The organism is Nitrosomonas sp. Is79A3 (assembly GCF_000219585.1).
Taxonomy (GTDB): Bacteria; Pseudomonadota; Gammaproteobacteria; order Burkholderiales; family Nitrosomonadaceae; genus Nitrosomonas.
This window is the reverse complement of record NC_015731.1, coordinates 3,479,016-3,500,017: the sequence shown is the minus strand read 5'-3', so window position 1 is coordinate 3,500,017 and position 21,002 is coordinate 3,479,016. Positions and strand designations below refer to the sequence as shown.

General features: G+C 44.4%; 18 protein-coding genes and 1 pseudogene. 13 read left to right on the top strand and 6 right to left on the bottom strand.

The genetic code is table 11. The features are described 5' to 3' along the window. Positions 1–27 precede the first annotated feature (27 nt). On the bottom strand, positions 28–1,875 hold the full coding sequence (locus tag NIT79A3_RS16265; RefSeq protein ID WP_013967234.1) for a multicopper oxidase: 1,848 nt from the start codon (positions 1,873–1,875) through the stop codon (positions 28–30). 646 nt (positions 1,876–2,521) lie between these two features. Between NIT79A3_RS16265 and NIT79A3_RS16255 the strand changes: the two genes are divergently transcribed. The 4 genes from NIT79A3_RS16255 (at position 2,522) to NIT79A3_RS16240 (ending at position 5,948) form a co-directional block, all read left to right on the top strand. Then, complete coding sequence (locus NIT79A3_RS16255; protein WP_013967232.1) at positions 2,522–3,262, top strand: TorF family putative porin; 741 nt, start codon at positions 2,522–2,524, stop codon at positions 3,260–3,262. Between the two features lie 107 nt (positions 3,263–3,369). After that, positions 3,370–3,972, top strand: a complete 603-nt coding sequence (locus NIT79A3_RS16250) for a sigma-70 family RNA polymerase sigma factor (protein ID WP_013967231.1) — start codon at positions 3,370–3,372, stop codon at positions 3,970–3,972. Between the two features lie 2 nt (positions 3,973–3,974). Beyond that, positions 3,975–4,676, top strand: coding sequence for a zf-HC2 domain-containing protein (locus NIT79A3_RS16245; protein ID WP_013967230.1), 702 nt, complete (start codon positions 3,975–3,977; stop codon positions 4,674–4,676). Between the two features lie 9 nt (positions 4,677–4,685). After that, positions 4,686–5,948 (top strand): S8 family serine peptidase, encoded by a 1,263-nt coding sequence (locus tag NIT79A3_RS16240; RefSeq protein WP_013967229.1) that lies wholly within the window; start codon positions 4,686–4,688, stop codon positions 5,946–5,948. A 22-nt stretch (positions 5,949–5,970) separates the two neighbouring features. Here NIT79A3_RS16240 and istA read toward each other — a convergent pair. After that, a pseudogene (gene istA / locus NIT79A3_RS16235) lies at positions 5,971–6,654 on the bottom strand (IS21 family transposase); the annotation flags it as partial. Then, a complete protein-coding gene (locus tag NIT79A3_RS19625) occupies positions 6,618–6,809 on the bottom strand; it encodes a hypothetical protein (protein WP_348225662.1) in 192 nt (63 codons plus the stop codon). The pseudogene istA and the gene NIT79A3_RS19625, both read right to left, overlap by 37 nt. A gap of 283 nt (positions 6,810–7,092) precedes the next feature. Here NIT79A3_RS19625 and NIT79A3_RS16230 point away from each other — a divergent pair, with 283 nt between their 5' ends. Genes NIT79A3_RS16230 through NIT79A3_RS16215 form a run of 4 tightly spaced genes read left to right on the top strand, consistent with a single transcriptional unit; the run spans position 7,093 to position 13,035 of the window. Beyond that, positions 7,093–8,484, top strand: coding sequence for a diguanylate cyclase (locus NIT79A3_RS16230; protein WP_041361169.1), 1,392 nt, complete (start codon positions 7,093–7,095; stop codon positions 8,482–8,484). Positions 8,485–8,487: 3 nt separating this feature from the next. Beyond that, the gene (locus tag NIT79A3_RS16225; protein ID WP_013967227.1) at positions 8,488–9,816 is read left to right on the top strand and encodes a glycosyltransferase family 2 protein; all 1,329 of its coding nucleotides are present in this window, start codon (positions 8,488–8,490) and stop codon (positions 9,814–9,816) included. Then, positions 9,813–11,996 (top strand): TolC family protein, encoded by a 2,184-nt coding sequence (locus NIT79A3_RS16220; protein WP_013967226.1) that lies wholly within the window; start codon positions 9,813–9,815, stop codon positions 11,994–11,996. Before NIT79A3_RS16225 ends, NIT79A3_RS16220 begins: the two co-directional genes overlap by 4 nt. Then, positions 11,980–13,035, top strand: a complete 1,056-nt coding sequence (locus NIT79A3_RS16215) for an HlyD family efflux transporter periplasmic adaptor subunit (protein ID WP_013967225.1) — start codon at positions 11,980–11,982, stop codon at positions 13,033–13,035. Before NIT79A3_RS16220 ends, NIT79A3_RS16215 begins: the two co-directional genes overlap by 17 nt. A 10-nt stretch (positions 13,036–13,045) precedes the next feature. Here NIT79A3_RS16215 and NIT79A3_RS19210 read toward each other — a convergent pair whose 3' ends face one another. Beyond that, positions 13,046–13,246 carry a hypothetical protein gene (locus NIT79A3_RS19210; protein WP_041360387.1) on the bottom strand — a complete coding sequence of 67 codons (201 nt, stop codon included), beginning with the start codon at positions 13,244–13,246 and terminating at the stop codon, positions 13,046–13,048. 180 nt (positions 13,247–13,426) lie between these two features. Here NIT79A3_RS19210 and NIT79A3_RS16205 point away from each other — a divergent pair, with 180 nt between their 5' ends. Further along, entirely contained in the window at positions 13,427–13,930 is a 504-nt protein-coding gene (locus NIT79A3_RS16205) for a septal ring lytic transglycosylase RlpA family protein (protein WP_013967224.1), read from the top strand. Between the two features lie 16 nt (positions 13,931–13,946). Here the strand turns inward: NIT79A3_RS16205 and NIT79A3_RS16200 are convergent, their stop codons facing one another. Continuing rightward, on the bottom strand, positions 13,947–14,633 hold the full coding sequence (locus tag NIT79A3_RS16200; RefSeq protein WP_198009371.1) for a response regulator: 687 nt from the start codon (positions 14,631–14,633) through the stop codon (positions 13,947–13,949). 122 nt (positions 14,634–14,755) lie between these two features. Next, positions 14,756–16,165 (bottom strand): IS5 family transposase, encoded by a 1,410-nt coding sequence (locus NIT79A3_RS16195; RefSeq protein ID WP_013967222.1) that lies wholly within the window; start codon positions 16,163–16,165, stop codon positions 14,756–14,758. A 252-nt stretch (positions 16,166–16,417) separates the two neighbouring features. On the opposite strand from NIT79A3_RS16195, the gene NIT79A3_RS16190 reads away from it, so the two are divergent. The 4 genes from NIT79A3_RS16190 to NIT79A3_RS16175 all read left to right on the top strand — a co-directional run bounded on the left by NIT79A3_RS16190 (position 16,418) and on the right by NIT79A3_RS16175 (position 20,963). Next, positions 16,418–17,137 carry a Crp/Fnr family transcriptional regulator gene (locus NIT79A3_RS16190; RefSeq protein WP_013967221.1) on the top strand — a complete coding sequence of 240 codons (720 nt, stop codon included), beginning with the start codon at positions 16,418–16,420 and terminating at the stop codon, positions 17,135–17,137. A 109-nt stretch (positions 17,138–17,246) separates the two neighbouring features. Beyond that, the gene (locus NIT79A3_RS16185) at positions 17,247–18,494 is read left to right on the top strand and encodes a lipoprotein-releasing ABC transporter permease subunit (protein WP_013967220.1); all 1,248 of its coding nucleotides are present in this window, start codon (positions 17,247–17,249) and stop codon (positions 18,492–18,494) included. Beyond that, entirely contained in the window at positions 18,487–19,176 is a 690-nt protein-coding gene (gene lolD / locus NIT79A3_RS16180; RefSeq protein ID WP_013967219.1) for a lipoprotein-releasing ABC transporter ATP-binding protein LolD, read from the top strand. Before NIT79A3_RS16185 ends, lolD begins: the two co-directional genes overlap by 8 nt. A 50-nt stretch (positions 19,177–19,226) precedes the next feature. After that, positions 19,227–20,963, top strand: coding sequence for an ABC transporter ATP-binding protein (locus tag NIT79A3_RS16175; RefSeq protein WP_013967218.1), 1,737 nt, complete (start codon positions 19,227–19,229; stop codon positions 20,961–20,963). The last annotated feature ends 39 nt before the right edge of the window (positions 20,964–21,002 follow it).

The following is a 21,002-nucleotide window of genomic DNA, read 5'->3' as shown; positions in this document are numbered from 1 at the left end:
GATTGACTAAAATAATATTTGTTTTAACTAATTAGTTATAAACGGATTACGTTGGGATGGGGTCAGTTGATTGCTCCAGGAAGCGGGTAGATTCTGAACCCAGCCGTTATAAACCACCGGGATCGGTAAAATACCTTGCCCGCCCATTCCTGGATTGCCTGTTATGCTGGCATCTTTCAGCGTTGTGCTTGCCGAGAAAAGTCCCACCTTACCTACAATCTTGGCATCGGATGGATCTCCATCACCATTTGGATCTGGATCAACAACCAGCATTCTGTTTGAGAATTTGCTTGATACGTAGGCGTAGTAACCGCCTCCTTTCTTAGCGCCGTATTGAACGCCATGGCAACCGGGGTCGCATGCCAGCATCGCCACGACTTCATCCGTTGTAGCCAAATTAGGCCGGGTATCGATGATGGTAATTGTGCCTGTCAGCGTATTGGCTGTGACCATATTTTTTCCGTCCGGAGAAACAGGAGTCTGAATCGGCAATGCGCCTACAGGGCCAGAAATTGCTCCTGATATGGGATCGTAGTGTTCAATCAGGTTGATGTTCTTGATGACGTGGTGTGTATTCATATCCACGACCGTAATTGTGCTATCCAGCAGATTGGCAACGTAATATTTGCTGGCGTCCGGCATCATGCCCGTTGCTAAAGGATGACTAAATGGACGAGTGCCCGATGGCAAAATAGCCTCTATCACATTTGTCTTGAAATTGTATTGCGTGGTATCGCCGGTAATGACATTGGGCGTTACCATGGTTTTGCCGTCATGACTCATCCAATGTGCGTGCGGATTGCCTCGCCCAATGTCCACCCTGCGCAGTATCTGGGTAGCAAAAGGAGTCAGTTCCATCACAGAATCTGTGCGTGTATCGCCGTTATTGGTGATATGAATTCGATCCGAATCGGTCAGAGTCATCACATGCGCCGGTGCTTCACCGACAGATACATTACGGATCAGTGCACCGGTTTGACGATCATAAACCGTCAGTTTCATGTCAAACCATTGTGTCACGTAAATAACGCTTTGATCCTTGTCCGTCCACATATTATGCGGATTGTTCATCTTGATTGAAGGTAGCGCTACTTTGCGTGTTACTTGCCAGGAAGATCCGCTAATCGCAGATACCGTTCCCGGTTTTGATTTACCTGATGTCGTTTCAAACTGGGTAGCTACCCAGATTTCACCTACTGCGGGGGTCACTGGATTTGCCAGCGCCGCCAGATTGATATCATTTCCGTAACGGGCGTTGAGCACAGCGGGTAGATTAACAACTCCGATATCCACGCGCACATCAACATCTGGATAAGTTATATGCCATGGCGCGCTACTCGCGTAATTCTGCCAGTTAGCCGGGTTGGTTGCGATAAAGAATGTTCGCAACAGACGTGTAGCCAGGTCGCTACTGCTCGGAACGGTAATTCCATTAACTAAACTGAGTGAAGATCCAAGATCCAAACCGGTGGTTGTTGGATCATCCACAATCACTGCACCAAACATATACGGATGGATGCTGCAGGTAAAAACATACAACCCCGGTGTTGTTAACGTTAGGCTATCGCCTCCTTTCTTAGGATCGGTATTAAATGGCATACTCGCTGCACCGGATGGATAAATCAGACTGGTTCTCGTATGAACGGTGTTGGAATTGCCAGAAAAATTGATTTGTACACCTGGGGAAGCGATTGCAATCGAACGGTTGCCCGCAACTACGGATCCGGTATCAAACCAGCGTCCTGGATTATCTGTAAGTGCGAAATTGACTTGGTTGCCATCCGCAGAAGCATTGTTTACTGATAAAAAGGTCAGGGTTGTTGTGAAATAAATCATTGTGCTAACAATCTTTCTAAATTGTTTTGTTTCAAACATAGAGAGCCTTCTTCCTTAAGATTGAATTTATTTTGTTCTGTGAGAAAACCTTTTGATGCAACGTTGAAGCGAATGAATGTTGTTAAACAAATAAATGCTTTTTCCTCACATGCTATGTTCATTCTGTTAAAACCAAAAAAGGTTCAAAAGTAGTAAATATTGCAACGATCCCGAATTCTCTGGACTTTGATTTCTATGGTCAAGTGTTTCATTTGTATCAGGTGTTCGGGAAGATATTCATACCTGGCTACCGTTGATTTACGCTTGCGAGTATTTACCGAACCATGCTGCTCGATAATCATAGATACTTCCGCGGCAATAGCTGCTGCCAACATGCCACGCGTTCCTTAATGGATTATTTAGTTGAATAACATTATTATTTGCCATAATGGAGTGTTCATTATCTTGATGGTTAATGTGCGAAATCTTTAGCAAAAGATTTCATCGCTCACTTCCCCAGTCATACATCTGGAGTGGTAATGTTCCAGCATAACTGTGCTGCTCTATACGAGGTGATTGTGATCCTGGCGCTTTCTGATGCTGGTTGTCACTTTGTTGGGTAGATGATTTGTTATTAACCTGCCTATTGCAAATCGAACTTAATCAGAGATTCTCTTTAGTAATTTTTTCAATTAGCAGCTGAAAAATGAAAATACGCTTAAGTTGTTTGAGCCCATATTTCTTGTGGTTTCTACTGATCCTTACCTGTTCTGCAAATTGCTATGCTCAATTAAGTGGCAGTTTTACTGGTGCGACTGATTATATTTGGCGTGGCTATTCTAAGAGTGATGGAAAACCAGTACTGCAAGCTAATATTGATTACGAATTCAGGTCGGGTATTTATCTTGGTACTTTTGCTTCAGCAGTCAATTTTGCTGACCATGGGTTTGAGAATCGTTCCACTGCAGAATTCAGGCCATACCTGGGTTTTGCCTATAAGCTATCTGATGATTGGCGATTTAATACAGCATGGACCCGCTATATCTATGATGGTAAGATTTTCGGTCAGGTGTCTGATTATAATGAATATTATTTATATAGTCATTTTCGTGATTTGCTGACAGTCAACTTAAATTTTTCAGAAAATAGCTATCAGCAGAACCACATGTCATTCAATTCCGAGATTACAGGCCGTTATCCAATCACCGATTCGATCGAAATATCTAGTACCTTTGGCTACAATGACCAGAGGAAGGTTCTGCGCTATGATTATCTTTATTGGACATCCGGGCTAACAATCCATTTCTCCCGTAATATTGGCATCGATGTGCGTTATTACGGCGGCAGTTATGCGTCGTCTGAAAAAGAAGCATCGTTTTCACAGTGGCAATTCCATCCCCATGTTGCCGACAACCGTGTTGTGTTTTCTATCACAGTCGGATTTTGATTTTTCAATTGCTTTCGTGAGTCGTGAACTTTTTTTTCGTTGTGAGGAATAAACAGATCAAAATTATTAAAATCTTAAAAATTAACATTTCAGATTTATGAAACAACATGTATGCGCCGCCAGAGTTAAAAATGCAAAGATCCTTTAGCTCGCAAGCGCAGCAGGAAAAGGAACGGGGTTTGATCGCAGAAATCGCGATTGGGGATGAGCATGCCTTTGAACAACTTTATCAAATCTACTTTACTAGGTTATCTCAGTTTATATTCCATATCACAAGACGACAGGACTGTATTGGAGAGATTATTAATGACGTCATGTATGTGGTCTGGGAAAAAGCACACACTTATGATCAAGTGTGCCGTCCCTCCACGTGGATCTTGGGTATTGCTTATTTTAAGGCATTAAAAAGTACAGTTCAAAGCCAGATAAGAGAGGATCGTTCGGTGGAATTGAATGACGAACTGGATTATTTTCCTGACAGAGGTGCGCAATGGACTTCTCAAATGGAAACCCGTAACTGGCTTGAAGCTGCTTTCGATAAATTGTCTATGGAGCAGCGTGCCGTGGTGGAGATGACATATTATCAAGGCTTGCATTACAGCGAGATTTCAGAAATTATGCAATGCCCTGAAAATACAGTGAAAACAAGAATGTTTCATGCGCGAAAAATTTTGGCAAAAGTTCTTCCAGAGCTTAGCGGCAGGAGTTAAATATGGCACTTACAGATATCAAAATCACTAGTAAAAGCGAGCATCAAGAGGTATGGAACCTGTTACCTTGGTATGTTAACCATACCTTAGAGCCTGCTGAACAATATTTTGTAAGGAAGCATGTTAAGACTTGTGTCACTTGTAGGATTGAAATAAATCAACAACAACAATTGCTTGAAAAGATACAACAGCCTGATCTTTTGCAACAGGTGTCGCAGGTTTCTTTTGCTCAGCTGAAAAAGAGAGTACGAGAACAATCCAGACTGACTGGATCTGCTGAACAAGCCAAGCCAGAAGGAGAGCAAAAGAATTTTTCGCATCAGTTTCCTAGCTTTGTAAAATACACTGCTCTAGCAGCAAGCTTGTTATTGCTGGCAATGCCGTTTATGTTAAATCCACCAACTAATCACCCTGAGTTGAAAGGCGATTACAGAACACTAGCCAGTCTGGCTGAAGGCGAACACAAAAACAATATCATACGTATTGTTTTTGCAGAACATTCAGGCACAGAACAAATTAAAGTCATTTTGAATGGTGTTTCAGGCCATATCATTAAAGGACCATCTAAAAATGGCATTTACGAAGTTCAAATCGGCAATCGGCAAGCTAATTCTCTTGAGGTCAATGATGCCATCACACAATTGCGTAAAAATTCGCTGGTTGTTTTTGCTGAACCCTCTCATGAATTACTTTCTTCTGATTAGGATCATACAATGATGCTGAGTATTCAAATGAGGATTAGTTTACTAATAATAATGCTCGTTGCATTACCAGTCAAAGCTGAGCAGGAATTATCTATTGATCCTCAACTTTTTGATACCGAACAAGCAGACCGTATCATTTTAGTGACCTATGCTGATAAGCACATAAATCGCATTCCGATTGGGGCAGCGAACCAAACATATCGTCGAAGGGGGGATTACAGCAGTTCAACTTGGAGCAAAAGAGTAGCTGCCAGCATAGAGGAGGATTACAAAATAAAAATTCTTTCTCAATGGCCCATCAGAGAAATTGGTGAACATTGCGTGGTATTTCTGGTTAGTGAAGATCAATCTATTGTTGAGGTCATCAACGCGCTAACAAATGACGATCGTATCGATAATGTCCAAACAATGAGCACTTTTAAAGTCATGGCGGACAAATACAATGATCCTTATTATCGTCTGCAATCGAATATTCATTCGATGAATTTAGCTGAAATACACAGCCAGACTACTGGAAAAAATATAACTATTGCGATTATTGATACCGGTGTTGATACAAAACACCCTGATTTGAAGGGGCAAATTCAGCAGAGTAAAGATTTTGTTGCACAAAAATCATCGGATTCTTTTGGTGATAATCATGGTACGGCAATAGCTGGTGTTATAGTGGCCAAGGCAAACAATGGACAAGGCATTGTCGGTATCGCGCCAGATAGTCACGTGATCGCATTGAAAGCCTGCTGGGGAATAAAAACTGGCGGTTTAGAGGCAATTTGTAATAGTTTTACCTTGGCCTTAGCTATCAATACTGCAATTGAGATGAAGGCTGATATTCTTAATTTAAGTTTGACTGGCCCACATGACCCACTTTTGGCCAGGTTAATCGAAAAAGCCATGCAACGAGGTATTATTATCATTGCTTCGCAGCCTGACAAGGATGATGAGAGATCTGGGTTTCCAGCACATCAACCGGGTGTCATTGGGGTTCGAAGCTCAAGTAGCAAGGTTATTCAATCATCTTCTGGAAATCAAATTCTTGCTGTATCCGCTCCTGGGGACGAAATACTCACTACTTTACCCAGGGGTGCCTATGACTTCGTTTCGGGCAGCTCCCTCGCCGCAGCACACGTTTCTGGCCTCGTCGCATTATTGTTACAACTAAAACACAGTTTAACCAAACAAGAGCTTTTCAACCTATTGGCAAGAGCAAATGAGCCAACTTTCTATAAATTATTTAGTAAAGACCAAATAAGCTATACAAACAATTTATGATCAGTAGCAGGCTGTTGTATCTATCAGGCCAACCTTTGACCAGTACTTCCCGGTGATCATATTGGGTAGGCACTGGGTAGTCGTTGGTCCGATAACGTACAAGTGATAGTGACGATGCGCGCGTGGAAATCTTGTGGCAGGTATCAAGAGCAACCGCAGGTAAAGCCATCAACGCAGCGGTGTCGAGTTTCATACGTTCGGCGATGGTTTCTGTTTGGCCGCGTAGTTTGGCTTGGCATCGTTTGATGTAACCATCCAGAAGTTTGGCATTTAAAGCATCAAAGTCATCGGCAATGGGCGGCAGTACCATGAAGTGTCGACGACTATAACCGACCATGCTTTCAACATTGCCCTTGTCGTTACCTTTAGCTGGTCGTCCAAACTTGTCTTCAAACAGGTAGTGGCTTTGCAGTTCGCTGAATGCTTTAGTGCGTTGGCGCTTACCATCACCCAATATCTTGGTTACCGCAATCTTGGTGTTGTCATACAAGATCGATTGCGGCACTCCACCAAAAAACGCAAATGCAGCAACATGGCCATCCAGAAAGGATTCAGTATCTTCAGTCGGGTAAGCTTTGACAAAACAACCATCCGAATGCGGCAAATCAAGGCAGAAATAATGGAATCGAACCAGTTTGCCGCCAATATAGCCATCAGCTTCACCAAAATCTACCTGGGCATGACCAGGCTGGTGCGCCAGCGGCATAACATTTCCTTTTGCCGAACTGCAGCCGTGTAAACAAAATGAACTTGCTTGTCAGCTTCCAGAATGGCATCAATAATGCCAGTGAAAGGGGCAGGCTTGGGAGACACTGGCACGCTCTTGTGCCGATAACCCGGCGATGCCGCGTATTGACACATCTTCTTATAGATCCGGCCAGTGCGTCTCAGTGGTACATTTTTACACCGCTATTTACATGCCATAAAGGCAAGCCGGATCGTAAGCGACATGTGCAGCTTAGTATGAGCATCTTTGTTTGGAAGTTTTCGCTCTAAGGACTGTAATTAATCATATTACTTTATAAATACCAGGTATTTAGGTGGCTATTTGGAGGTAATTTAATAGCCTCTGATGCTATAATTCCTACAAATATTTTTGAGGGAATAAATGATAAATAAATCATCAAGTTTAGGATCGCTCGAAATGAGTGATGAGCTGATATTCTTCTCACATGAAAAAATCAATTTGTTAGATCAATATAATGAATCTTTTAGAACGCATATTTTTCACGACTATGCGGAGTGGAAGAAAGGGAGAATTCTCTCACCGGCAATAATAATCGCCGGGGGAGATAAAAATTACACCGCTGCCATTCTGGATAAAATTCGCAGAGATGAGGATCTATTTGCATCTTTATGTTTTGTAACGGAATCAATTCCTGCATTTTATAGCAATCTTGTGGATGGGCAATTACCGCAACCGCCACAATTAAAACAGATCGTTAATCAATTTTTAGATCTTTTTAGTGCTTACAAGAATAGTGAAGCGCAGATTTCACATTTAGGGCGATTAATTAAATACCTTTGGTTACGTCCGAATTTCATACTCCATCCCTATCAGGATTGGCAGCATCTACGATTTTACCGGTATCCCTTACTAGAAGTGCTGAGTCAGGATAAATCCGATTCCTTTGAATGGTTAAAAAGTCTTTCCGCTTCTAAATTACTGGAACCTGTCGCGCTGATAGACCGGCAAAGGGAGTGTGCTTTTTGTCATTCCTCTCATCTAAGCTTTATCGATATTTGCCCGGGCTGTCATGCAATTGATATTGAACTACAGGCGTCTTTACATTGCTTTACCTGTGGATGCGTTGATGTGCAGGAAAAATTTATCCATAGCGGCGCGCTCATTTGTCCAAAATGCAATACCCAATTGCGGCACATTGGGAGTGATTACGATCGTCCGATCGAGAATCATAGCTGCCATGTTTGCCATCAAACATTTGTAGAGCCGAATGTATTGGCGCGTTGCACCGTGTGTGAAAAAGAAATGTTGCCGAATGACCTCGCTTCAAATCGGATCAGAAGCTGGAAACTAAGCGATAGAGGAAGGATTATTGCGGTGCGTGGTGAAGTTTTTGACATTGCAACGAGCTTTGATCAATTAAATTTTATTCCTAAAGACCTATTCATTCATGATCTCGATTGGTTATTGATCTCATCCCGGCGCTACCCGGATATAACTTTCAGTCTGTTTGGCATTTATTTTTTAAACTTGACAGAGCTGATTGATTTCATCGGGCATACGCAGCTATTGCAAATGCTGGAATCCTTTGCGCAGCGACTGCGTAGTATGCTGCGCACACCTGATTTATCAACACGTACGGCTGAGAATATGCTGTGGTTATTGTTGCCGCATACCGATGTGCAAGGTCTCGGCAGCTTTCAAAAACGTATCGAAAATAGCATGCAATTATTACAAGCAGAGGGAGACATGAAATTGGATTGCCGCTTCATAAGCATTGCTTCTTCTCAAATAGCAAAAATAGAAACTGCGGAATTATTACTGGCTCGCTTATATGGCGAGTTGATTTAAGTCATGCAAACTTTGACACAAACCGGACAGATTCTTCTGGTCTTTTTGCTACAAGATCAGGGCACAGTATCCTATTTGCTTGTATTTGTTCCCTTTGTGTTATTCCTTGAATTGCCATTGTATTTTATTAGTTGGCTGGGAATCTTTCGCTATATTACTAGAGATACTTATGAGATCCCTTTTATCTTACCCTCAGCCCCCCGCGTTACTTGTGCCATTACTTGTTATGCGGAAGGAAAGGCCGTGCAGAATACGGTTATCTCGTTATTGGAACAGACTTATCCAGGGCATATCGAAATCATTGCGATGGTCGATGGCGTCCAAAAAAACCAAGCAACCTATCAAGCTCTGAGAGATCTCATTCCACGGATTTCATCCTATCCCAGACGGTCATTTATTATTATTCCAAAGATTCAACGGGGTGGCCGGGTCTCTTCTCTGAATGCAGGATTGAGTCGTGCGAGCGGTGAAGTGTTTCTGGCACTGGATGGCGATACGTCATTCGATAATCAAATGGTTCACCGGTCTGCTTTGCATTTTCAAAATGACAATGTTGTTGCTGTTACAGGTCCCATGCGTGTGCGGAATGCCAAGAAATCTTTAGTAACCCGGCTGCAAAGCTTAGAGTACATGTTAAGTTTGCAAGTCGGCAAGCTGGGTCTAACGAATCTTAATGTGATTAATAACATACCCGGTGCTTTTGGTATCTTTAGAAAATCTTTTCTCCAGAAAATTGGAGGGTGGAATACGGGTACTGCTGAAGATCTTGATTTAACGCTACGTATCAAACAATATCAAAGACGCTATCCGCAGCTTCGGATTGAATATGAGGCCGGTGCCGTATCGCATACTGATGCGCCTGAAAAATTCAGTGATTTTCTAAGACAACGGCTAAGATGGGATGGAGATCTCTGGTATACCTACTCGAATAAGCACAGGCTCGGGATTTCTGCAGCAATCATGGGTTGGGGTAATTTTCTATTTATACTTTGGTACGGCATCCTATTTCAGATCGTTATGCCTTTTACTATTGTGCTCTATACGATCTATATGGCGATCACTCAACCTCTGCCGTTTTTTTTAGCCAGCATGGTATTAGTCTATCTTTTCTATTTTTGTCTGATACTGGTTCAATTTGTTTTATACCTTGCGGTTCTTTCGGATAGAAAATGGGAAGATTGTAACGCTTTTCTGGTATTGCCAATTTATCCATTATTTTTATTCATCGCGCGTCTCTGGAGTGCGGTTGCTCTTCTCAATCAGATGTTCAACAAAGGTCACTTAGATTCTGCCATGGCGCCCTGGTGGGTTCTGAAAAAGGGTAAGCAATGAAGATTCATTGGTACCTTTTACAGATATTGTTCCTCTTATTACCTATCACTGCTGGAGCTGAAGTCAGAACACTTGCGGATTTTTATTTGCATTTGGATCAAGCAGCTTCCGTTCTGAAGACACAAGCAGATCTTGAAGCGCAGCAATTTCATTTGCGGGCTAGCGAAGCGCAAAAAGGTTGGGAGGTTTTTGGCGGTGTATCAGGAGGTTATCAAAAAAGTCCATTTGCAAGAGAGCCTTTCGGTCACTTTTTTGACCCTTTGGCCCGTATCGGTTTACGTTACCCCTTGCTGGGGAGTGCAGAAAGACAAGATCGTGCGATTGGTGATGCGGAAGCCCAAGTAAAAATTGAGAATGTCCGCCATGAGTGGAGCAAACGATTAGCTGCACTGTTTATGGAAGAGAATTACGCGGCTTATTGGAGCGCAGAGAAAATGCTGGCGCTGAACAATGCCTACATCCATCTGCGCAATGCAGGCATCGAAAAAACTTTGCGCCAGAGACATGAAACAGGGTTGTTACTCATGTCAGATTATTTCGATTTTCTTTCTGCTTTTGAACAGGCAGAGCGGAGGCGATTAGAGTTCATGAACAACAAAGAGCAAGCGTTGATTAGGCTAGCACATTTAACGAATACTTCCGTCACACCTTTTGAGGCAATTAAACCCAAGTTAAATGCGGTAACAGATATCTTATCTTATGATATCAAACAGCTTGATCTGGAGATTTTACAAACTCAAATCGATAATTTACGCAAGGTCCGGGAAACACAAAACTGGCAAGGAATCGATTCCGATATCTCAGTCACTGCATTTGGCGGGCCTGCGATACCGCATCCTTCTCCTGATTCAGTGCAATGGGGCTATGGGGGGGTGGTAGGATTCAATTTTAGGATGCCGCTTGAAATCGTTAGCTACCGGAAAAATGAACAATCTCGCTTAAACAGCCAGCTGATTAGCTTTCAGGCTGAATATACCCGCCGGGATCAGGAACTTAATCTGGAATTTCGATCTATGCTAGGCCGTTATCAGCAGCTCATGCAACAAATCAAGTTTCAGCAAACCCGGCTTGATGCGACCCGGGAATCTGTGCGCGAGCGGTATTTACGTCTGCACGCATTGGATGGAGATGCGCTTGAAAAATATATTCAAGCTATTAATACGTATTACCGGGCTGCCATTGAATACGTGGAAGCGGAAGCAGAACAGTGGAAACTGCATGTTCGTCTGCGTCAATTTATTTCAGCGCCGAGCGGCACGAGCGAGGCCGTTCGCTCAGAAACGGATTTGGCTGGAATGCTTGAACCACTGAAGAAAGCTGATCATTTTTTTGAAAAGCGAGGTGCGAAAGAGACGAAGCCATTGAAATTAATAGATTCGAACGATCAACCTATAGTCAATCGCTCGGATTCAACATCGATGAGTTTCTCAGTTTATGCCTGGAATTATGACGACATTGTGAATCGGCCAGGGTTCTGGGAGAAAAGCCGGTCGATGCAAATAGGCCGCGCACTGCTGTCTTTAGATGAACAACAAATTGCATCGGTTGTCTCTCATCCCGCCGCATTAAATAAATTCTTGCGAGATGCCAAGCACCAGGGCGTGAAAGTTGAATTGTTACTGGGTGATCCGGATTGGATTCTTCCGAAAGAGCGGATACGGTTACTGGAAATTATCAAGAGATTAAAGCCTATTAATTTCGAAGGATTGCATCTTGATATTGAACCCGATCAATTTGCCGGAGAATTAGAGGGAAGAGATAAGCTGGAAGCGTTTTTAGAAACAATTCATCAAGCTGCCCGTATTTCTCCCTGGCCAGTTGCAATCAGTATTCATCCCCGTTATCTGGCGAAAGAAACATCCTTTGATCTATGTATTCCCTGTCAATTGAGAGAGAGCGGCATAAAAGAAATCACGGTAATGTATTACTCTATGAATTTAAACAGTATTGCAATGACAATGAAATCCGCAATGCAACAGTACCCGGAACTCATGTTTAGCCTGGCTCAGAGTCTGGAACCTGAACTAGGTGTGGAAAATAGCTATGCACACAAGCCGCAAGCATTTTTTAGGGACACAATGCAAAAGCTTTACAATCATTTGCGTGCCTCAAATTTTAATGGACTGGTTATTCAATCATTGAAAGATTGGGAAAAATATATTCATGAAAATCCGCTTTAATCAACCAGAGCAAAGAATGCCGGATGATGACCGGGGCTTACGTATTCAGTATGGAGAGGCAAAACGCCCTAGAAAACCGTGGCGCTGGTATTTGATTTTAATCGTCGCTAGCCTTCCCCTGCTATATCTGATTGGATTGGTATTGCAAGAAATGATAATTGTCAAAGCGGACGGGCGTATTACTGTCCCGCATATCATCGTGCGCGCATCGGTTGATGGCTATGTAAAGCAGGTATTTGTCAAATCATTGCATACGGTGACAGAGGGTGAAGAGCTGGCCATATTGGAGAATTTGCCACTGGAAGATAGTTTCCAGCGGATAACCACTGAAATTAATTTTCTGAGTGAGGAAAAAAATAAGCTACAACGCCAATCAGGCAATGCGACGTTGCAGTCTGCGCCACTGTTGAAGTTTGCCCAGGAACAAGAAAAATTCTATCAAAATCGTTTGCATCAATATGAATCATTATTTAAGCAGGGCGCAGCCACACAAGCTGAAGTTGCAACAGCGCGTAACCAATATCATGGTGCGCTTGAGAGTTTAGCGCTGCATGAAAGGTCGCAACGACGAGACCAAGGGTTTCCTGCAGATACTTTTCAGATGGCGAACCGGATTAGTCAATTAAATTTAGAACTGGAGCAAATTAAAGCGCAGAAGAAACAGTTACTGCTTACAGCACCCGCAGAAGGATTAATCACAGAATTATTTGTGCAGCCCGGAGAATATCTAGGGAAAGGTCAACCATTTTTAGACATCATCTTTCCTGAAAAAGCACATATCAGCGCGTTTATTCCGCCGAAATATCAGGATTATGTGGTAATTGATCAGATCGTTACGGTAATTTTTCCCAACGGAGAAACTGCCAAAGCTCGAATTACCTCTATTCCAGGCGTGACTCAAAAATCACCGACTGACGGCATTAATTTACTAGAATACCCTCGATCAGCCATATTGGCTCACCTAGAATTTATCAACCCGGTAGAAACACCATTAATTAATGGTGCGCCGGTTGATATTCGTTTTCCATTTTTTCAGTGACCGGGTAGATTTAACAAGCCGCTAAGTTTTGCGTTTTGCGTAAAGGCAGATCAGGTCGCAGGCGATATGCGCGGCGGCCAGTGCTGTGATCATAAGCAGGAGCAACTTTAACGATATCCATGCCGATCAGATTGATTCCGGTAAAACTACGAATGATCGCTATGCCTGCGCAGTGGACAAAATCCGTCGACAATGCGCTCAGCTTCTGCAATCACGGTATCCGTGTCATGCCGATTTGCACCACGCGCCTGAGATCAGTCCATTTTCATAATGTGATTGACTAGAGCAGATTCAAAATTTTGTTACCAGGACAAAGACCCGCCCAATGGATATTTGCAACAGGATGTGGTTATAATAATCTGCGTATATAAACTTTTGTATTAAAGACGCTATGCAACAATCTGTCTATCGCAAACAAATTGGCTTAATGTTGCTGACCGCCGGTTTGATAAGCGGTTGTGCTTCCATGTTTTCCGGCACTTCGCAGCGATCGGCAGAAATGCGCGGTGATCAGGCGCCTAATCTTACCGCTCCTTACAACAAACCTTATAAAGTACAAGGGATAACCTATTACCCATTACGCTCAGCTGCCGGATACCGGGAAGTCGGCCATGCATCCTGGTACGGTTCAGAATCAGGCAATCGCACGGCCATGGGTACGCGCTTCGTTCCTCATGGTTTAACCGCAGCCCATAAAACGCTTCCGCTGCCTTCCAAAGTCAGAGTTACCAATCTGCACAATGGCCGTCATGTCGATGTCCTCGTCAATGATCGAGGTCCTTTCAAAAAAGGAAGAATCATCGACTTATCCCACGCCGCTGCAAAAAAAATCGGCTTGCATGGGGTGGTTAAAGTAAAAATTGAGCATCTTGACGATAAGATCAGCCAGAAGTAATAACTGGGCTGAAATACTAGTTTCCATTTGATAACGGAAGAAGACTAAGAAGCGTAGTTCCTGATGACGTTATTTCATTGACTCCAGCTTGCAGAGACTCTTGATGTAGTTTTCTTGCCGCCCAACTGCCACAGAATATAAAAAATGGGATCTGAGGATCTATGGTTCGAATTTTCAAGGCAAGATCTATTCCCGCCTTTCCACCCTCAGGACGTCCCATGTCCGAAATAATCATGTCATATGAATGTGATTTGAATTTCGCAATGCCTTCATTAGTATTTAGTGCGACATCCACTTTCACACCTCTGTCCTCAAGCAAAGCGACCAAAAAGCTATTATTCTTTGGCTGATCATCAACCCAAAGAATCCGTTTGGTGCTTGGAGTAAGTGAGTTAATAACTCTAAGAGGTGTAGCATCATTTTTAGCAAGTCGCTTTTCTAGCTCTGCCAGTTTTGACTGAATGTCATCAAGAATTCGACGTTGCTGTTCCGACACTTCTTCCATTGTAAGCTCATTCCCTGCTATTTTGATCTTAAACTTTCTGGAGTGTGCTGATTCGATCAATTTTTTTAGCGGGTCAGAAAATTTGAATAATATCAGAGCAAAAATGACTGGCCATGCTAGCGATGCAAGAGCGATCAAGAGTTTAGAGAGTGATTCCATATGCATTTCATCAAGAAAGCTATTATTTTTAGTAAACAAACCTCAACTTAAAACATAAAATTCTCCAAGTCAATGACAGCATAAAAACGATTGTTGACTAAATCTTTAAATGCTCGCCTTATCCTCATTGTTACGGAGGAGCTGCCGGCCAATCGGTTTTGTTAATTAGTCGACCCTGAAAAAGTATCAAACGACAGTTGTTCTGGAAAAGCTGCCCGGGGAAACTCTTGCTTACTAAAATGCATGCCCTGGTAGTTTAAATTTCCATCAAGGAATCCGATAATTTGCAGTTTCCGCCATGGGAAAAAGAGCCAAAAAATGGCCAGCAGCCATTGTTTCAGATTCCAGGCGGCAGCAGCCATCAGCAGGTTGATGCGATCGCCAATAGCGCCTTTCAGATAGTTCCTCGCCATTCGATAATCCGATTTCAGGTGGCCGATAATGGGTTCAATCGCGGCACGCCTCCTGCACTGTTTCCGCTTCTTGTCTTTCTGGTATCGGGTATCTTTCTTGAGTCCTTTTCCGGGCAAAATGATCTGGGTTCCATTGACTTCACGTTTGCCGCGGTAGCCGCGATCGCATACGGCTTGCTTGGCTGCTTTCCCGCGCGAAATCTCAACATGACGCAGGATCTCTGGTAACGTATTGCTGTCATGCAGATTCTGTTCGTGACTGATTACGCCGACGATCAGATTACCTTTTGCGGTACTGGCGACCGATGCTTGGCTAGCGTACTCATATTGTTTGTGGTCTTTCCCCTTGGCGACACAGTACACTTGCGGTTCGTGCAATGAGTAGATCTTGTTCTTATCGTTTTGCTGTTGCCGTAATACGCGCTCATACAATAGAAAGTCCCGTTGATAGCATTCAAACAGACAGTGCTGCGGTAATTCCCTCCTGAGTTCCCGTATCAATACACCTGCAATGGTTCTGAGCCGCTTTAATGCGCGTTTGGCCTTAGCTCTTTTCTTCACGTGCCGGTAGTACCGAATATCCAGGCGCAGTGACTTCACTTCTTTGACGAAAGTACGCCGCTGTGAAATGCCGTGGGCGGGGCCAATCTTGTTGAGGCGATTGATAATCTTGATCGCTAGTTTGCTATCTGTCGGGTACGTGATGTTCTTCTCATGCACAGTCGTGTCAACATGAACCACATCTTCCAGCGCCGATTCCCCATGCAAACCAACGCTCATCTGGAAAATCCGCTCTACCCCTTGCGCACCTATGCGCTTGCGAAAATGTACTAGCTCCGTACTATGGCAAGGCAGCTTTTGCTGGAATTCTTTCATGCCGCAAAAAGCCTGGTAATAAGGATTGCGCTTCCACTGCAATACTATCGATTCGTCACTCAGATTCTCTAACTGCTTCAGTATCAATAACCCAACCATCAGCCGGATCGGCTTACTCGGCGCACCTGCCGCCGTCGTGTAATGGATGGAAAATGATTCCTCAAATTCTTGCCAGGGTATCGCTGATGCAAGCTTCAGCAACGGATCATTGGGGTCAAGTTGCATCAACAAATCTGTTCCAAACAAATTCGGTTGATGAATCGTACTGCTACGTCTGAGCATTTTTAATCACCATTTCGACCAGAAAACACTTGGATATTTTAACATTTCCGGTCGTTATGAGCATTAAGAATCAGATCATTCAAGCATAGTATCAAGTGCTTGTGGATATTTCAGGGCTGACTAAGTAGTTCCATCAAACAGAATATTCTGTCGAATTGATATATCATTACTCATTTCAGGGGAAAGCAGAGTTGTTTAGAATCACCGGACTGATTGAGGAAGAAACATTCTGGAACGTTGGATAAAAGCGAAATGACCACACGAAATATACCGGCTGAGCGTGCTAATGCCATGCTATCTGTTATCAAGGAATTTCAATGTCTGTCACATGCAGATATTGAAATGGTTGCGGCTGCTTGTCAGTGGCATCGCTATGAGGCCGGGAATGAGATTGTGCGCTATCATGATCACACCAACAGCGCCTTTTTTATTGTGCAGGGTGAAATTCGTGTCATGTATCATGGCCTGTTGGGTCAGGAAGTTATTTTATGTGATTTATCCACCGGTGAGATGTTTGGTGAATTGACGGCGATTGATGGCCATCCCCGCTCGGCAACAGTGGTTGCCAGAACCAGTGTATTGCTGGCATCGATGCATGCGTTGGATTTTCAGAATCTGATTTATTCCAATCGCCAGATAGCCGAAATCATTCTGAAGCGCTTGACCGGCCAAGTTCGCCGCTTGACCGAACGCGTTTATGATTACAGCACACTGGCTGTGCGTAATCGTATTCAGTCGGAATTGCTGCGTTTGGCAAGGAATTACATGACATCTGCGAATGCTGCAATCATCTCTCCGGCGCCAACCCAGACTGAAATCGCCAATTTGGTCAGCACGCATCGTGAAGCCGTATCGCGAGAGCTGAATAAGCTGGTAAAAAGTGAGCTTATTATGCGTCAAGGGCACGATTTACATGTGTTGGACGTAGCCAAGCTGACAGAAATGGTCAATGCGGCGCGCGGCGGTTTCTAACGGAAATCCTGCAGTAACAATTCCTGATTACAATTTCTTGATTATTTGTTATGCCGCGCTTAAGTGTGGCAAACTTCGCAATTGAACTTATTACGGGTCTATTAAATTCGTGTCCCCTTATGAACTTTTCATTGGTTTACGCTATACGCGTGCCAAAAAACGCAATCATTTCATCTCGTTTATTTCATTGATTTCTCTGATGGGTATTACGCTGGGAATGACGGCACTCATTACCGTCATGTCGGTCATGAATGGGTTCCAGAAAGAAGTGCGTACACGGATTCTAGGCGTCGCTTCGCATGTTCAGATCGGTAGCATTCATGGCAATCTGAGTCACTGGCAGCAAACCGCAGAAGAAGCCGTTAAGCATCCATTCGTAGAAGCTGCCGCGCCTTATGTCAATGCGCAAGGTATGCTATCGCACAACCAAGTTGTTCAAGGCGTTGTTGTGCGTGGTGTTCTGCCGACGATGGAGGACAAGGTGGCGGATTTTGGAAGAATGATGGCTAGCGGAAAGTTGGATAATCTGGTGCCGGGCGAATTTGGTATCGTCATCGGCATGGAATTGGCCCGATCTATGGGCACTTTCCTCGGTGATAAAATTGTTTTAATTTCACCGCAAGGGCAAGTCACGCCAGCGGGTATCTTGCCACGGTTAAAGCAATTCACCGTGGTCGGCATCTTCGAAGCAGGGCATTTTGAATATGACTCCGGATTGGTTCTGATTCACATGTTCGATGCGCAAAAACTTTATCGCATGGATAACGATGATGTTTCCGGTGTGCGGCTGAAGCTGAAGGATTTGTTTCTGGCACCTCAAGTTGTTCAAGAATTACCCGCGATGCTGACGATCGACAGCTATATCAGTGACTGGACAAAACAGCATGCCAATTATTTTCGTGCAATCCAGATCGAGAAACGCATGTTATCGTTGATTCTTGCATTGATTATTGCGGTGGCAGCATTCAATATTGTTTCCACATTGGTAATGGCGGTGACCGACAAAGAATCGGATATCGCGATTTTACGTACCCTCGGCGCAAGCCCGCGCAGCATTATGAAGATATTCATTGTGCAGGGGACGTTTATTGGCGTTTTTGGCACTTTTCTGGGCGTTGCGGGTGGTATGCTGCTAGCCTACAACGTGGGTGAGGTGGTGGCATTTATTGAAAGTTTATTCCACGTTCAGTTCTTGTCGCGGGAGATTTATTACATCAGCAAGATTCCAACCGATCCGCAGATGGGGGATATCACGACTGTTGCCGTAACCTCATTTATCCTTAGCCTGCTGGCAACGATTTATCCCAGCTATCGTGCTTCCAAAGTTAATCCGGCAGAGGCGTTACGCTATGAATGATACCGTCATCTCTTGCCGCAATCTGGTCAAGCAGTTTTCCCAGGGTGATTTGGCAGTTCCCGTATTAAAGGGCGTTAATCTGGATCTGATTAAAGGGGAAATGTTAGCGATTGTCGGCGCGTCCGGTTCCGGCAAAAGCACGTTGCTGCATATACTCGGCGGATTGGATGCGCCGACAAGCGGGAATATCCGGATTCTCGGACAAGATATCGCACAAATTAATGAAGAAGAGCGTTGCCGGTTACGCAATGGTTCACTCGGCTTCATTTATCAGTTTCATCATTTGTTACCGGAATTCAGCGCGCTGGAAAATGTGGCCATGCCGCTGCTAATTCGTAGATTGCCGAACCAGGAAGCGTATGACCGGGCAGAAGATATTTTGAAACAAGTTGGATTGAGTCATCGCCTGACACATACTCCCGGTGAATTATCCGGCGGTGAACGCCAGCGCGCTGCGGTTGCGCGTGCATTGGTTACACAACCCGCCTGCATCCTGGCTGATGAACCTACTGGAAATCTTGACCGGCAGACAGCTGAAAGCGTCTTTGATTTGATGCTGGAGTTGAACCATAGAATTAATGCCAGTCTGGTCATTGTGACGCACGATTCCCGTCTTGCCAATCGTGCCCAACAAATCAAGCAATTGATCGATGGCGTTTTATGCGATATTCCAAATGCATAATGACTACGTGAACAAACCACCGATTATTCATCCATTTTTATAACCGGCTTATGCGTACTTTATTTACGTACATTATGGTTTTTCCCCGGCGCAGCGCTTTTGTTCTGATTGCATTGCTGATTGCCGGTATCGCTGAAGGCTTGAGTTTAACAGCGCTGCTGCCTTTATTATCGATCGCTGTCGGCGATTCAGGCGAGTCGGGCGATTCGGGCATCGGTAAATTCATGGAGAAAGCGCTGCAAGATATCGGGATTGAACCCACGCTGGATGCGATCTTGATCATTATCGTTGGCGGTATGTTTCTCAAAGGTGTGGTGCTGCTGCTGGCTAATCGCCAGGTGGGATACACTGTTGCGCATGTGGCGACGGCCCTACGGCTGGATCTTATAGAAGCTTTGCTGGCCAGCAAGTGGCAATACTATTTGCGGCAACCTGTCGGATCGCTCGCCAATTCGGTTGCGACGGAAGCTTATCGCGCAGCCAACGGTTTTGAACACAGTGTTAACGTGCTGGCACTCGCCATTCAAGTGCTGGTATATGCCATCGTGGCATTGTTTATTTCATGGGAAGCAACACTGGCGTCATTGATCATTGGCTTGTTCCTGCTGATTGTGTTGAATAGCTTAGTCAGCGCAACTCGGCGTGCAGGTAACAAGCAAACCCAATTACTGCGTAATTTATTAACGTACTTATCCGATGTGCTAGGTTCGGTGAAATCACTGAAAGCTATGGCGCGTGACAATGTTGCCGACGCTATTCTGCACGAACAGACGCAACACTTGGAAAAAGCCACACGCCGGGAAGTGATGAATAGAGCCGCGCTAACCGCGCTGCAAGAGCCCATACTTGCTGCTCTGACAGCCAGCGGCCTTTACCTTGCTTTGGTAGTATGGCAATTATCTTTGCCGGAAGTCATGTTGATGGTTTTTTTGCTGACGCGGATTCTGGGACTGCTGAATAAAACACAGCGCAGACACCAGCAATTGGCCGCGCAAGAAAGCGCTTACTGGGCTTTACGTAAGGCTGCAGAGGATGCGCGCGCAGCGGCAGAAAGAGCAACGGGAACACTGCAGCCTACGCTGCAAAAAGGCATTTCATTGCAGCATGTCAAATTCGATTATGGCCAGAAAACTATATTCAAAGATCTGAGTATCGAAATACCGATTAACTCATTTACTGCGGTCATGGGACCATCCGGTGCCGGCAAAAGCACTTTGCTGGATCTGCTCTGTGGATTGGCCGAACCACAGTCCGGCGAAGTCCAGATCGACGGCATATCTCTGCATGATATCAATTTGCGCCAATGGCGCCACATGATTGGCTATGTTTCGCAAGATACTATTTTGCTGCATGACACGGTGATGAATAACATTCTGGTTGGAGAGTCCGCACTGACCGCTGCCGACGCAGAACGGGCACTACGTCAGGCCGGTGCTTGGGATTTTGTCAATGCTTTGCCGGAAGGACTGCAAACGGTTGTGGGTGAGCGTGGCGGGCTGCTTTCCGGCGGACAGCGCCAGCGCATCGCCATCGCACGGGCGCTGGCTCATAATCCACCCTTCTTAATTCTGGATGAACCCACCAGCGCACTGGACCCGGAAAGCGAAAAAACTATCTGTGAAACACTACAGAAATTGGCCAAAGAATTGACAGTTATTGCTGTTTCGCATCAACCGGCTGTCATCAATGCGGCAGATCGTGTGTTTATACTTTCCAATGGTATGGCGGAACCGTTGTCGCAGGCAGCGCACCTGAGTAACGAGCTCAGCAGTGAGCGATCCAGTTAAACACTATATGGTAGCGCAATTCAATTAAGATTATCTTTG